Source organism: Methylomonas rapida (assembly GCF_024360925.2).
Taxonomy (GTDB): Bacteria; Pseudomonadota; Gammaproteobacteria; order Methylococcales; family Methylomonadaceae; genus Methylomonas; species Methylomonas rapida.
The window spans coordinates 3048923-3062269 of sequence record NZ_CP113517.1; the positions used below are offsets into that span (position 1 = coordinate 3048923).

The following is a 13347-nucleotide window of genomic DNA, read 5'->3' on the forward strand; positions in this document are numbered from 1 at the left end:
TGGAACAACGATGACCGGTTCAAGTATTGATACCGAGAACGCGGCGGGCAACCGCCGCCCTTGTCCATCAGCGAAGGCCACGCGCAGCGTCAAGGTCCAAGCCGCCAATGGCCAGCCGATCAACCCCTGTCATCCGGCTAGAGCCCGGCAGTTGAAACGCAAAAAGCGTGCGGTTCGGGTTTGCCGGCATCCTTTCACGATTCGTTTACATCCGGAATGTCCAGCCGAAGCCTTGCAGCAACTTTATGAAGAGGATAAAGCACTATGACCACCGTGCAACGCCCCCGTGCCGATCAGTTATTCACGGTACTGGCTTACGAAGTTGACCATCATCTGTTCTTGATGGCCGATAGCAGCATTGGTTTTGGCTTTCTGTGCCGACCGCTGACCGGCGCGGATGCCAGCGTGTCCGCGCGGGTCAACGTGTTGCTGAACCAGGACTGGCCGACGGACACGCTGTTGCAGGTGAGCCTTTGGACCTCGCCGGACATCGAAGAGTCGCTGGCTATCATGCAAACGCGGCGCCTCAAGCAGCAAAAGTCGACCTATAAAACCATGACCCAGGCCAGCGTGGAATTCCTGCGGCGGGGTACGACCAAAGCCCCGGAAGCGATTTCAGGGGCACGCCTCCGGCGCAGTCACATTCTGGTGAGCGTCAAACTCCCCATGGCATCCCCCCGACCGAGCGAAACCGACATCCGCCGTGCCAGCGAATTACAAATGGCCACCCAACAATCACTGTCGACCATCGGCTTATATCCGGAGGTTTTGGGTGCCGATCAGTATGTCCGTATCCTGAACACGATTCTCAACTGGCAGCCCGATGCCGGCTGGAAAGACCGTGTGGTCCCCGAGTGCGATCCCACCCAACTCATCCGCGACCAATTGCTGGATTACGACAACGCCTTACAGACCGACGAAAAAGGGATTTGGCTTGGCTCAAAACGCGTCAAGACGCTGTCCGCAAAACGCACACCCGATCATTTTTACTTTGGCAGCGCCAAAAGTTACTTGGGCGACATTCTCTCAGGCACGCGTGGCATTCGCCAGAATGCTTTGCTCAGTCTGACCCTGCATTATCCCGATGCCGAATCAACCCGTACCCGGCAGGAAGGTGTGCGGCAATTCATTACCAACCAGGTCAATACACCAATCGCCCGGTTTTTGCCGGTGTTGGTGCAGCGTAAACACCATTTCGACGTGTTGTTCGATGCCTACCGTGACGGCGACCGGCCAATCAGGGCCTATTTCGGTGTGTTGCTGTTTTGCGACGAACAAGAAGAAGCGGCGGCGGTGTCCAATGCCCGAGTGTATTTTCGGGAGCTGGGTTTTCAGCTGTTGGAAGACAAGTATTTCTGCCTGCCGTTTTTCCTGAACTGTTTGCCGTTCGGGCCGGAGCGTTCGGCGATTGCCGACCTGAAACGCTACCGCACCCTGGCTACCCGGCATGCGATTCCGTTATTGCCGCTATTTGGTGATTGGGCGGGCACCGGTACGCCGACCTTGAATTTCGTTTCCCGTAACGGCGAACACATGGCCGTATCGCTGTTCGATACCACCGGTAACTACAACCTCTGCATTGCCGCCGAATCCGGCAAAGGCAAATCCTTTCTGACCAACGAGATCATCGTCAGTTACCTGACCGAAGGCGCGCAAATCTGGGCGATCGATGTTGGCCGCTCCTATGAAAACCTTTGCGAAGTTCTGGAAGGCGATTTCGTCAAGTTCACTCACGGTTCGGGGATTTGCATGAACCCGTTCGAGATCGTGCAGAACTTCGAGGAGGAAGCCGACATGCTGGCCGGCTTAGTCAGCCAGATGGCGGCGCCGACCGAGAAACTCACCGACTTTCAAACCGCCGGTCTCAAGCGGATATTGAAGCAACTGTGGACTGAAAAAGCCCAATCCATGTCGGTGGACGACATTGCAAAATGCCTGTGTACCGAAGCCGATCAGCGTTTGAAGGATGTCGGCGAGCAGTTGTTTCCATTCACCACCCGAGGCGAATACGGTCGCTACTTCAACGGTAAAAACAACGCCAAGTTCGCTCGCGACTTTACCGTATTGGAATTGGAGGAGCTAAAAGGACGTAAGCATCTGCAACAAGTCGTACTTTTGCAATTGATCTACCAGATCCAGCAGGAAATGTATCTGGGCGAACGCAACCGCCCGAAGATCGTCATCATCGACGAAGCCTGGGATTTGCTCACCGAAGGCGATGTCGCCAAGTTCATGGAACATGGCTACCGGCGCTTCCGGAAATACGGCGGTGCAGCGGTGACGATTACCCAGTCGGTGAACGACTTGTACCGCAATGCTGCAGGCCGGGCCATCGTCGAGAACTCGGCGAATATGTATTTGCTTGGCCAGAAAGCCGAAGTCATCGAAGGCATGAAGCAGGATCGGCGCTTGCCGTTGTCGGACGGCGGCTACGAACTCCTGAAAACCGTGCATACCTTGCCCGGCGCCTATTCCGAGATTTTCTTCATCACCGAAATGGGCTCAGGGATTGGCCGCCTGATCGTCGATCCTTACAAACGCATTCTGTTCTCCACCAAACCCGAAGACGTCAACGCCTTGAAGCAGTTGCGCCGGCAAGGCTTGAGTCTGGGTGATGCCATTCAAAAACTCATCGACAGTCGCTGCAGCAAACCCAGGGAGAGCACTTATGGATCCTAAATCGCAATGGCTCAGCACCATTTTCATCGCAGCCTGTCTGGGCGGCATCGGCGGTTGGCTGACAGCACAACAGCAACTGCAGGAACCCTTGGTGCGCCTGAATCTGGTCACGCCGGTGTTCGTGCTCGATCGCGCCAAATTGATTCAATCGATACCGCCCAACGCCAACCAGGAACAAATGGCCAAGATCGTCGACGACTGGCAGAGCCAGGCCAAGAAACTCAGTGATGCGGGCTATCTGGTGATCGATTCGACGGCGGTGGTGGCTGCACCGGAGGATGTTTATGTTCAACATCAAACCCGGTAAGGTTATGCAAACCAATCATTCGAAATACACACTTGCACGGACCTCCACTGCCAAGCAGAGACCCTATCAAACCCGTGCCGCATTGCTGCGGTTCATCGGGAAAGCCTTGCCGATATTATTGCTGGTATTAGCGGTGGAGCGCTATATCGGTCAACGCTTTCTAATCGGCGGCGATGACCAGGTCGATCGCTGTCTACCGGATAAATGGGTGTATCTGATCGATACCCACAACAAAGACATCTGGCGCGGCGATTTGATCGCGTTCCGCGCCGAGCGCATGGCACCCTTTTTTAAGGATGGGCAGATCATCGTCAAAATCGCCGCCGGCGTCACGGGCGACACTATACACGTCGACTCGCAGCACACCACGATTAACGGCGAACGGGTTATCGATGGATTGCCACTCACGGAGAAACTGAACAAAGCCCCCTCCGCTTTCAAACGCCATGAAACCATTCCACCGGCCGCCTATTGGGTGACCGGGCAAACCGACAAAAGCTTCGATTCGCGTTACTGGGGCTATGTCTACGATCATCAAGTGATTGGACGGGCCTATGCGTTGTTTTGAGCCACCTCAATTTCCTTGGCGGCATTCGGCGCTCTGTTTGCTTTGCTGGTTCGTTGTGCAAGCGGTTCAAGCAGAAGAAGCTTGGCTGCAACGTTCTCAAGCCATTTTGCAGGCCTTGGAAGGACAGCCTCGACCCGACTGGTTGACCGGTCAATCTGAACAGTTGGACGTGAAACGCCAGGCGCAGCAAGTCTTGGACGCCTCGCAGGCGATTCGAACGAATGTTCTATCGACGGGTTCGAAAAGTCACCTGCCGATAAATCCTTCGAGCAAACCACTCACGTTGTTGTTTGTCTCCTTCTCGCTGAGTGAGTCCGCGCTGAAAAGCATCTTCGAAGAGGCCTCAGGCCGAGACGATGTGTTGCTGGTGTTTCGCGGCCCCAAACCTGGTCAAAAACTACCGGCGTTGATGGCCGACCTCAAACGCTTGTTGAAAGGCATCGAGCCGTTGCCCAACATCATTATCGATCCCACCCGTTTTCAACGTTGGTCGGTGTCATCGGTGCCGGATATCGTCGTCGAGCAGGACGGGAAAGCCCGTTTACACGCTCGCGGTGTCAGTAGTTTGCCCTGGCTGGACGAGCAGATCAAAGCCGGCAAGCAGGGTGATTTGGGCGCCTTGGGCGATGTTGGCGAAATTACCGAAATCGACTTGCTCGAAGAGATCAAACACCGGATGGCGGCCATCGACTGGAAACACAAGCAACAACAAGCCATCGCTCGATTCTGGGCACAACAAAAATTTGAAGACTTACCCACGGCTCAGGCCGATCGTGATCGGACCGTCGATCTGACCATCACCGCCCCGCGCGATCTGACAGCGCCAAACGGTCAGATGATCGTCCGAGCCGGACAAACCGTCAATCCGTTGGCCAAGATGCCGTTTGGCTTATGCCTGATGGTGTTCGATGCCACGGTGCCGGCTCAAGTCGAGCTGATTCGGCATCAGTCCTGTCAGGACAAACAGGCCCGTGTGATGTATCTGGCCACGCAATTGTCGCGTGAAGCTGGGTGGGAGGATCTTAAAAACTTGGAAACGCTGTTGAAATCGCCTGTGTATCTGCTGACGCCGGATGTGCGCAGGCGTTTTCAATTACAGCAGGTACCGGCGATTGTCGAACAAGCCGGTAACTGTCTACTGGTTCGTGAGCGAAAACTGCCGGCCTCAACAGGAGAGCGGTCATGAAGCAATGGCTGTTGCCTTGGGTGTTGGGAAGCTTGATAACGCTGGCAACGCCGCTTGTTGCCGAAACCACGACGAATAGCATCGACCCGTTGTGCTCGGACGCCGAACTGTGGTCCGGCAAACTGATTACCGATATTTGCTGGAGCTGTCTGTTTCCGATTCATGCAGCCGGGGCGTCGCTGGGCGGTGGCAACGTACCAAGCATCGCCACCGATGAGAAGTTTTGCTTCTGCACCGATCCGATGGGTATTCCGCAACTGGGCATGACCATGGGCCTATGGAATCCGGCTCGACTGGTCGAGATCGTCCGCAATCCCTGGTGCTCGCCGGCATTGGGCGGGCATAAGTTCAGTGCTTCGAATGTGCGTCTGATCGCCACTACCGGCAAAGCCGACTTTGATGCCAGCGAGATGTCATTTTTCAATTACCACTATTTCGCCTTTCCGCTGACCATTCTGCTGGATCTGTTTTGGGATGGCCGCTGTAACAGCGATGGCTACCGGGATTTTGACTTGCTGTATGTCTCGGAATTGGATCCGACCTGGAATAGCGACTTATTGGCGTTTTTTACCAGTCCGGAGACGGCCCTGTTTGCCAATCCCGTGGCCATTTCAGCGTGCGTCGCCGATGCCGCAGCGGCGGCCACCGGTAATCCGCTGGACGCCTTGTTCTGGTGTGCTGGCGCTTGGGGGCACATGTATCCGTTGTCCGGCATATCGCCGACCAGTTACGGTACCGATCCGCGTATTACCAGCTTGTTAGCGACACGGGCGACGGCCTCCTTGCATCGGCGCGGGTTGGCTTGGAAAACCTCAGGCAACGATGCTTTATGCGGCGGCACTATCTATCCGTTTATCCCGAAATCGCAATACCGGCTATCGATGTTTTATCCGGTCGCTGAAACCCAGTCCAATCACGCCATTGGCGAAACGACCTTCAATTGGGGTGCCGGCCGCACTTATCCGGGGCCGGGTGAAGATCATCTCTACCTGCTGTGGCGTTGGCAAGACTGTTGTGTTGGCCTATAGCGATGCGTCAGATATTTGAACTCCAAGCACTGATCACACAAAGCCTTTCAGCGGTACTCTGCGTTACGCTGGCCTGGACCCCGTTTGGCGTCTCCTGGGCGGATGCGATTCAGGCGGCCGGGCGTGATGGCCAACAACTGGGTCAGCAAGTCCTAGACGGTTTTGCGTTTCCACTGGATACCGGCAACGGCACGCTGACCTTGAATCCAGAAACGGCTCAAGAAAGTACCATTTCGATCGGCACCCTGTTTCCGGACACCGATAGCGCCACGACCACACTCCAAGACTTTGCCAATCTCTACGGCAATAACCCAGGCACCATTGCTGCTGGGTTGAACGCACAGACAGCCTTGAACGGTGAAACCAGCTTCACCGGCGAAGCCTATCGTACCCTGATGGACAACGCTCACCAGTCACACCCGGACTTACAGGCTGACCCACTCTGGCAAGCCGGCGATCAAGTGTTCAGCAATTTCACCCCGTGGGCACAGTCTTTCGCGGACTGCACGACCACGACGACCCAAACCGAAACTCAGCAGTCATTGCGCGTGCCGGATTATCAACTCTGCTTACGGCAACCGACGGTACCACAAAGCTGCACCGCCACTCACCAAGTCGATGTACAGCCCTTGATCCGCTTCGTCAGTGGCGACGGTGGGTTTTCCAGTTGCGGTCCGGGCTGCATGGATTTGTATGTCGGCCGGGTCGGTGATGATTACTGGGAATCGGATTGCGGCTTGTTTACCTGGCAGGTCAAATACGAAGTCTTGCATCCGGAAGCCATCACTAGCGCCACCCTGGAGTACGTCAAATACGATGACCACACTCGGGTTTATTACGATAATCAATTGATCTATACAGGATCCAGCGGTTGGTTTGGGGATTGCGAGCTTTACACCAGTTGGAACGAATATCCCAACACTAATGTGCTGTATGCCTTCAACAGTAGCGGCATCAAGGTGTTCAAGGAAGAAACCCGCGTTTCCGGACGCGGCGAAGGCTATTCGCGGATTCGGCTGCGCTATGACCTGTCGAAACTGATCACCCAGGACGAATGGAGCTGGAGCGGGCCGAATTGCCAAAACTTGGCCAACGCAATTACCGATGGCATTTGCCAGGCCGGCAGCCAATTGAGTTGCTCGAACGATCCCGCCAATGCCTCGGACTGTTACGTCGATCCCACGTCGCAAGTGATGGTCTGCGGTTCCGATTTGGCCCAAGCGCCGGTGGCCAGCTCAAGTGGAATAAGCAATACCTGTATGAGTATCCAGGCGGCTGGAAACTGCGACCTGAATCAGTACGGTCAATGTTGGACCGATACCGCCGGCACCCACTGTTTAGAACCGCCGGCGAACGGGATACCCAACAAGAGTTGTGCGTCGTTGGAAACCCAAGGCTGCTCGTTTATCAAAAGCCAATGTACCAGTGTACTCGCCTCAGGCACCTGTTGGGACAGTGTCGATACCTACGACTGCGGGCAAACGGTGGGCATTCCCGAGATTCAAAGCCATACCCAACAGCAGTGTGCCGGGCCGATTCGCTGCATGGGCGAAGACTGTATCAGCGTGAATCGGACGCAGAGCCAGGATTTCAGCAAGGCGGTAGCCTTACTCAACAGCGCCCAGCAAATGGCCATGGATCTGCATTGCGACTACGCCAACGCCGATCTTCAGCAAAAGGATCCGACAACTTGCCAGGTGTTCCAAGGAAAACCCGCCAGTTGCAAGATGGTCGGCGGCGCGCTCAGCTTGGTGGATTGCTGTGAAACGCCGGCTGGGGCGATGGGACTGGGACGCTATATCGATTTACTGTTGGCGACCAGTCAGATGGATAGCGCCGTCATGACCATGGACAGCACCTCCATCGTCCGTGGCGCCTGGGAAACCATGCGTACCCCGTTCACGCTGGCCGGCGATGCCTGGAACAGTTTTCAGGTGGATTTTGCCTCGACGGTGAACGACTTGGTCGGTACCGACATGCTCAGTACCAGCGATATTGCTTCACAAGGTTTACTGGATTCGCTGAAAGGCGAATTAATGAAGTCGGTAGCGGAATGGATCGGCCAGACCTTTGGCGAAGCCGCCGGCAATGCCTTGTTCAGTGCCGGCGGCCAGGCGGCCTTCGACTCGGCGGGCAACTTGACCCCAGCTGCACAATCGGGCGGCGTTGAGCTGGGTGGTGGTGCCGCGGTCGCGGGCGAACTGCTCAGCACCTTGATGACGGCGTATACCGTGGTGATGATCATCATCATGATTATCCAGATCGTCTATTCCTGCGAGGAACCGGAATACGAACTCGCCGCCAAGAAACAGATCAAAGTCTGCACGGACCTCGGCACCTATTGCGAGAGCAAGGTGGCAGGGGTGTGTTGGGTGCGCAAGGAAAGTTACTGTTGCTACAATTCGCCGCTAGCGCGCATCCTCAATGAACAAATCAAACCGCAGTTGGGCATGGATTTCGGTACACCGGAAAGTCCAAGCTGTACCGGCATAAAAGTCGCGGATCTGGACCGTGTGGACTGGACACAAGTGAATCTCGACGAATGGTTGGCAATTCTGGCGCAGACCGGGCATTTGCCGACCGCTGCCAATGCAGCATCCATGCTCAATCTAGATCAACTCACCGGCACAGGTAGCCGACTCAATCCGCAAAAATACGGCGCCACCTCCAGCAGCCGGCAAGACACCTTAACCCGCACTCAAGGCCGGATGACCGATCTGGACGTGCCTACGGTCAAACGGCAGTCGGAATTGGAAGGCTGGGGCATGGGGCCGCAATAGACTTGCGGCTAACCCTTTACTGAACTGCGTCTTTCAGGGCTTTGCCGGCTTTGAAGGATGGCAATTTGGCGGCGGCAATGGTGATGGTTTCGCCGGTTTGAGGATTGCGGCCAGAGCGTTCGGCGCGCTCTTTCACTTCGAAGGTACCGAAGCCCACCAAAGCCACGGAATCGCCTGCTTTCAGTGCGGATTGGACTGATTGTGTGATGGCATCCAGGGCCCGGCCGGCGTCGGCTTTGGTCAGGTTGGCGTGGCTGGCGATGGCGTCGATGAGGTCGGATTTGTTCATATTAGTGTTGATTTAAGCTAGAAAAAAACTCGTGTAAAGTTAGTTCATTTTTGTAACAACTGAGTACATGCTCTTTAAGAAGCAAGCTACCAATATGAAGTATGCATCACTTCATATTCCAAGCGAAGGGATATATGATTGGCTTATTCCTAACAACAACCCATCAATCATTTTGGCGAACCGAATTTATCTAGACTACGCAGCGACCACCCCAATGGCGCCAGAGGCGGTTAAAGCGCTCTGCGGCAGCCTTACCTTAGGCGACAACTTCGCAAATCCCGCATCTTTGCAACATAATTTTGGTGAACGCGCCCATGAGCGGGTAGAAAACGCCAGAACAAAAATAGCGACTTGTCTAAAGGGTAAGCCCAGCGATTTGATATTCACATCCGGTGCAACAGAATCCAACAACCTAGCCATCAAAGGTATCGCGCTCGGTTATCGAAATAAAGGTCAACATATCATTACTTCGGCAAGCGAACACAAGGCCGTATTAGATACCTGCAAGTATCTTGAATCGATAGGTTTTGGTGTCACTTATCTGCGACCCGATATGAAAGGCAAAATCAGCGTTGACCAAGTTTTGTCAGCCATCACCAGCAAGACCATTCTGGTTTCGCTCATGCATGTCAATAATGAAACAGGAGTCATTAACGACATTCATCAGCTTGCAAAAGCCCTTGAACAAAAAGATGTTTTTTTTCATGTCGACGCGGCTCAAAGCGCCGGCAAACTGTCCATCGATTTATCCGAATCGCCGATCGATTTACTTTCGCTTTCTGGGCATAAATTTTACGGCCCTAAAGGTATTGGCGGCCTGTATGTCCGAAATCGAAAAAAGCTTAATCTCATCCCCTTGTTCCATGGCGGTGGCCAAGAACACGGCTTAAGGCCAGGTACCTTGCCGACCCACCAAATTGCCGGCATGGCAACAGCATTTGAACTGATCAACAACACTCGGGATGCGGATTATAAGCACGCAACTGCCTTAGCACGGGCATTGACCGAACAACTAAGCAAGCTAGGCGATGTCTATTTCAACGGTGACCAAGAACAAAAGTTGCCTAATATCATCAATGTCAGTTTTGAACAGGTCAGCTCTGAATCTTTAATTATTGCACTGAGAGACGAAGTGGCTATCGCGTCCGGGTCGGCTTGCAACAGCGGCGCCGTCGAAGCATCGCACGTTTTACGATCCATGGGCATTGAAGGGGATAGACTTTATGGAGCGGTGCGCATCAGTTTTGGTCGCTACACCACCGTCGATGAAATTACCTGGGCCGGACAACGCATTGGTGAGGAAGTCACGCGTTTAAGGGAATTGGCATTAGAATAAATGGCACTATGGCTTAACCTCATGCTCGGCAAAAAAGTTCTCAATAATGTTTATTGGCATTACAGCCTGACGGTCTGTCAAGATTCCGAAGTACAACAGACAGTCAAAGCCGCCGAGGTTTTAGCCCATTTAAAACCAAGCCTTGATTACAACGTCATCAAGTATGACGGCAAATCCGAAATGCTGTCGTTGCTATGGTATCCGAATTTCTTCGAAGAGCCATTCCCTGCCCTAGAGACGAGTTTTCGGATTGATCTGACAACGCAAAGAGTCGAAAAACGCAGTTATCAAACCTCGTTAAATCCGCCTATCTTGCATCGCAAGGAGTTATTACTCAGCGGCGATGCGCCGAACTATCAGCAATTTACTCAATTAACCGAGACTGCCGAACAACTGGGTTTATTCGACGATACCATCAGGATTGGCTTCAAACAAGCCTGGAACGCGTTAATCCGCGACAAGGGCTTTCAAATCATCGATTACCAATTTGTGCCGATTGGCAACGATGAATCCAGCGATAGCCTAACCTTTGAATTTCTAGAAAGCACAAGCATTTCCCGGCATCTCACGGCGCTTTCCCGCAGTAATTTATCCGCGCCGATGCAATGCCTGGCGCGTCACGGTTTTTTAGATGGCTCGTTAACTGTATTCGATTACGGTTGCGGCAAAGGCGACGACATTCGCAATCTTTCGGCAAACGATCTTACCGTGTCCGGCTGGGACCCGCATTACGCGCCGGATCAACCAAAGCAAGCCGCCGACATTGTTAATTTGGGCTTTGTGATCAATGTCATCGAAAACTATCATGAGAGACTGGAAGCATTGCTTGGCGCTTATAACCTGGCTAACCAAGTGCTAGTGGTTTCCGCCATGTTATTCAATCAAAACGCACTAAAAGGCCAAGCGTTTAACGATGGCGTCGTGACTCAACGCAATACCTTCCAAAAATACTATACCCAAAGCGAGCTCAAGGAATTTTTAACCGAGACATTAGAGACGGACGCGATTCCTGTCGCTCCCGGTATCTTTTTTGTGTTTAAAAATCCAGATGCCGAACAGCGCTTTCTGCTCGGCAGGCAACGCAGCCAACGCAACGTTTTACGCTTATCGCATCGGCCCATTTCACCCGCTGAGCCAAAACTGTCTCGAAACGAGAAGAAATATCTGGCTTACAAACACCTTATCGATCCACTTTGGCAGAAAATTCTGGAACTAGGGCGGTTACCCGACAAATCGGAAATCGATTCGCTGATCGAACTCACCGAAGCCTTTGGCAGCATCAGCAAAGCCATACGCTTTACGCTGGACAACAACGAAGCAGCGGTATTCGAACAAGCCCGACAAAGCAAAATCGAAGACTTAATCACCTATTTCGCACTACAGGCCTTTTCCAAGCGCAAGCCGTACAAACAGTTGGAAGCAGGGCTGCAAAAAGACATCAAGGCCTTTTTTGGCGATTATCAAAATGCCATCGAGACAGCCAGATCGATTTTATTCAAAATCAGCCATGCCGAGCTCATTGCCGAAGCCTGCCAACACGCGACAGAACAAGGTCTAGGATTTCTGGATGAAGGCGAGGCTCTCCATCTGCACACCCGCATGGTTCAGGAATTGCCGGCTTTGCTGCGGATATACATTGGCTGTGCCACGCTTTTGTATGGCGATATCGAACAAACGGATTTAATCAAAATTCATATCCAATCCGGCAAATTAAGCCTGATGCGCTATGACGACTTTGAGAATCAAGCCATCCCGCGCTTGCTGGAGCAGGTCAAAATCAATCTGCGAGAGCAAACGTTCGATCTATACGAGTACGGCGACGCTTTTGAACCCACTAATCTGTATTTAAAATCCCGCTATATCAACGAGGAATTTCCGCACTTCGCCGAGCAGCTCAATTTTGATGAGCAATTACAAGCATTAAACCTATTTGACTTGAGCGGTTATGGACCAAAACCAGAAGAGTTTCGGCAAACTTTAGCCCGCGCTCGCTGGGAAATTGATGGTTTTGACCTGATTCGTAGTCGTTCAATACCAGAACTCGATGAGCAGTGTGGAAGCAATCTGACTTATCGGCAACTGATCGAATGCGGAGAAACTCAACAAGCAACGGGTATATCCAATCTCCCCAAACAAGCCCATAGCTATAATGCGCTATACGATCTGGCGGTCAATATAATCGACCCCGTGATCGATTATTTTGGCATGATCAGACTAACTTACGGTTTTTGTTCGCATGAATTGAGTAAGCACATTAAAAAACGCGTGGCGCCTAAACTCGATCAACATGCCGCGCATGAAGTGAACACCCAAAAAAATCACATTTGCCCGAGGCTTGGCGCTGCGGTTGATTTCATTGTCGACGATGAAAACATGCGAGAAGTCGCCGATTGGATTAGCGAAAATACGCCTTATGACCGGCTGTACTTTTATGGCGAGAATCGCCCCATCCATGTCAGCTTCGGCCCCGAACAAAAAAGAGAATATGTGGATTTAGTCATAACTGACTCAGGGCGGCAGGTTCCGCGAAAACGACAACGAAACTTATCTAAAAATCGTACAATCATTGCGACGTTTGATTGCTTAAAAATTCAAGCATCTCTTCGTTATGCACCCGAGCGTAAATCTCTTCGACCGACAATGTCAGGTTAATCGATTCAAAAGTTACTTCATCTCCCAGAAAGTAGTGTCTTGGCAACCAAGATTCATTTCTTCGAATCACCTGAATATCAATATAATCCTGCTCGATCAATACATACTCTTGTAAGCTAGCAATATTGATATAGGAAAGCAATTTAACCGTTTCATCCATTTTGCGCGTAGCCTTCGACAACACCTCGACAATAATGATGGGTGACTCCACATAATACGGCTGGGATTCATCGAAGTGGCAATCGACACTGACATCCGGATAAAAAAAGTTTGAGCCTGCTTTGACCTTCATGTCTGATCCGAAGGGTTCGCAAGGAGAACCTTCTAAATGGTTTCCAAACTTTCTGTAAAGATTGCCTGCAATTCGCTCATGGTTTGCGCTGGCACCAGCCATTGCATAGACACAACCATCGATCAGCTCGTGTTTTACATCGCTGATTAATTCGCCTTGCAAGTAGTCTTGTTCGGTAACTATGTTTATATTTTTGGGCTTCAACACAGATTGTCCCCCTCTTTTATTCT

General features: G+C 52.4%; 11 protein-coding genes. 9 read left to right on the forward strand and 2 right to left on the reverse strand.

Annotation, left to right across the window (positions count from 1 at the left end; translation table 11 throughout):
• Positions 1-10: 10 nt before the first annotated feature.
• The 7 genes from NM686_RS14315 to traN are packed head-to-tail and all read left to right on the forward strand — an operon-like array spanning position 11 to position 8548.
• Positions 11-268 carry an RRXRR domain-containing protein gene (locus NM686_RS14315; protein ID WP_255188287.1) on the forward strand — a complete coding sequence of 86 codons (258 nt, stop codon included), beginning with the start codon at positions 11-13 and terminating at the stop codon, positions 266-268.
• The gene (gene traC / locus NM686_RS14320) at positions 265-2679 is read left to right on the forward strand and encodes a type IV secretion system protein TraC (RefSeq protein ID WP_269021826.1); all 2415 of its coding nucleotides are present in this window, start codon (positions 265-267) and stop codon (positions 2677-2679) included. Before NM686_RS14315 ends, traC begins: the two co-directional genes overlap by 4 nt.
• Positions 2669-2986, forward strand: a complete 318-nt coding sequence (locus tag NM686_RS14325; RefSeq protein ID WP_255188514.1) for a hypothetical protein — start codon at positions 2669-2671, stop codon at positions 2984-2986. The genes traC and NM686_RS14325 overlap by 11 nt, the downstream gene beginning before the upstream one ends.
• Positions 2964-3554, forward strand: a complete 591-nt coding sequence (lepB, locus tag NM686_RS14330) for a signal peptidase I (protein ID WP_255188515.1) — start codon at positions 2964-2966, stop codon at positions 3552-3554. The genes NM686_RS14325 and lepB overlap by 23 nt, the downstream gene beginning before the upstream one ends.
• Positions 3555-3609: 55 nt before the next feature.
• The gene (locus tag NM686_RS14335; protein ID WP_255188291.1) at positions 3610-4740 is read left to right on the forward strand and encodes a TrbC family F-type conjugative pilus assembly protein; all 1131 of its coding nucleotides are present in this window, start codon (positions 3610-3612) and stop codon (positions 4738-4740) included.
• Entirely contained in the window at positions 4737-5768 is a 1032-nt protein-coding gene (locus NM686_RS14340; RefSeq protein WP_269021827.1) for a TraU family protein, read from the forward strand. Before NM686_RS14335 ends, NM686_RS14340 begins: the two co-directional genes overlap by 4 nt.
• Positions 5769-5770: 2 nt before the next feature.
• Positions 5771-8548, forward strand: coding sequence for a conjugal transfer mating pair stabilization protein TraN (traN, locus tag NM686_RS14345; protein ID WP_255188520.1), 2778 nt, complete (start codon positions 5771-5773; stop codon positions 8546-8548).
• 16 nt (positions 8549-8564) lie between these two features.
• Here the strand turns inward: traN and NM686_RS14350 are convergent, their stop codons facing one another.
• Positions 8565-8837, reverse strand: coding sequence for an HU family DNA-binding protein (locus NM686_RS14350; RefSeq protein WP_255188521.1), 273 nt, complete (start codon positions 8835-8837; stop codon positions 8565-8567).
• A 94-nt stretch (positions 8838-8931) separates the two neighbouring features.
• Here NM686_RS14350 and NM686_RS14355 point away from each other — a divergent pair, with 94 nt between their 5' ends.
• Together NM686_RS14355 and NM686_RS14360 are read left to right on the forward strand one after the other, a co-directional pair.
• The gene (locus NM686_RS14355) at positions 8932-10173 is read left to right on the forward strand and encodes a cysteine desulfurase family protein (RefSeq protein WP_269021828.1); all 1242 of its coding nucleotides are present in this window, start codon (positions 8932-8934) and stop codon (positions 10171-10173) included.
• A gap of 21 nt (positions 10174-10194) precedes the next feature.
• On the forward strand, positions 10195-12825 hold the full coding sequence (locus NM686_RS14360; protein WP_255188523.1) for a DNA phosphorothioation-associated putative methyltransferase: 2631 nt from the start codon (positions 10195-10197) through the stop codon (positions 12823-12825).
• On the opposite strand, the gene NM686_RS14365 is transcribed toward NM686_RS14360, so the two are convergent.
• Positions 12737-13324, reverse strand: a complete 588-nt coding sequence (locus NM686_RS14365; RefSeq protein ID WP_255188524.1) for a Uma2 family endonuclease — start codon at positions 13322-13324, stop codon at positions 12737-12739. The two genes, NM686_RS14360 and NM686_RS14365, sit on opposite strands and share 89 nt — an antisense overlap.
• Positions 13325-13347: the final 23 nt, after the last annotated feature.

Bases quoted from the DNA above. Each gene is read 5' to 3' on its own strand.
- NM686_RS14315 (WP_255188287.1), top strand. From the start codon at position 11: ATGACCGGTTCAAGTATTGATACCGAGAACGCGGCGGGCAACCGCCGC.
- traC (WP_269021826.1), top strand. From the start codon at position 265: ATGACCACCGTGCAACGCCCCCGTGCCGATCAGTTATTCACGGTACTG.
- NM686_RS14325 (WP_255188514.1), top strand. From the start codon at position 2,669: ATGGATCCTAAATCGCAATGGCTCAGCACCATTTTCATCGCAGCCTGT.
- lepB (WP_255188515.1), top strand. From the start codon at position 2,964: ATGTTCAACATCAAACCCGGTAAGGTTATGCAAACCAATCATTCGAAA.
- NM686_RS14340 (WP_269021827.1), top strand. From the start codon at position 4,737: ATGAAGCAATGGCTGTTGCCTTGGGTGTTGGGAAGCTTGATAACGCTG.
- traN (WP_255188520.1), top strand. From the start codon at position 5,771: ATGCGTCAGATATTTGAACTCCAAGCACTGATCACACAAAGCCTTTCA.
- NM686_RS14350 (WP_255188521.1), bottom strand. From the start codon at position 8,837: ATGAACAAATCCGACCTCATCGACGCCATCGCCAGCCACGCCAACCTG.
- NM686_RS14355 (WP_269021828.1), top strand. From the start codon at position 8,932: ATGAAGTATGCATCACTTCATATTCCAAGCGAAGGGATATATGATTGG.
- NM686_RS14360 (WP_255188523.1), top strand. From the start codon at position 10,195: ATGCTCGGCAAAAAAGTTCTCAATAATGTTTATTGGCATTACAGCCTG.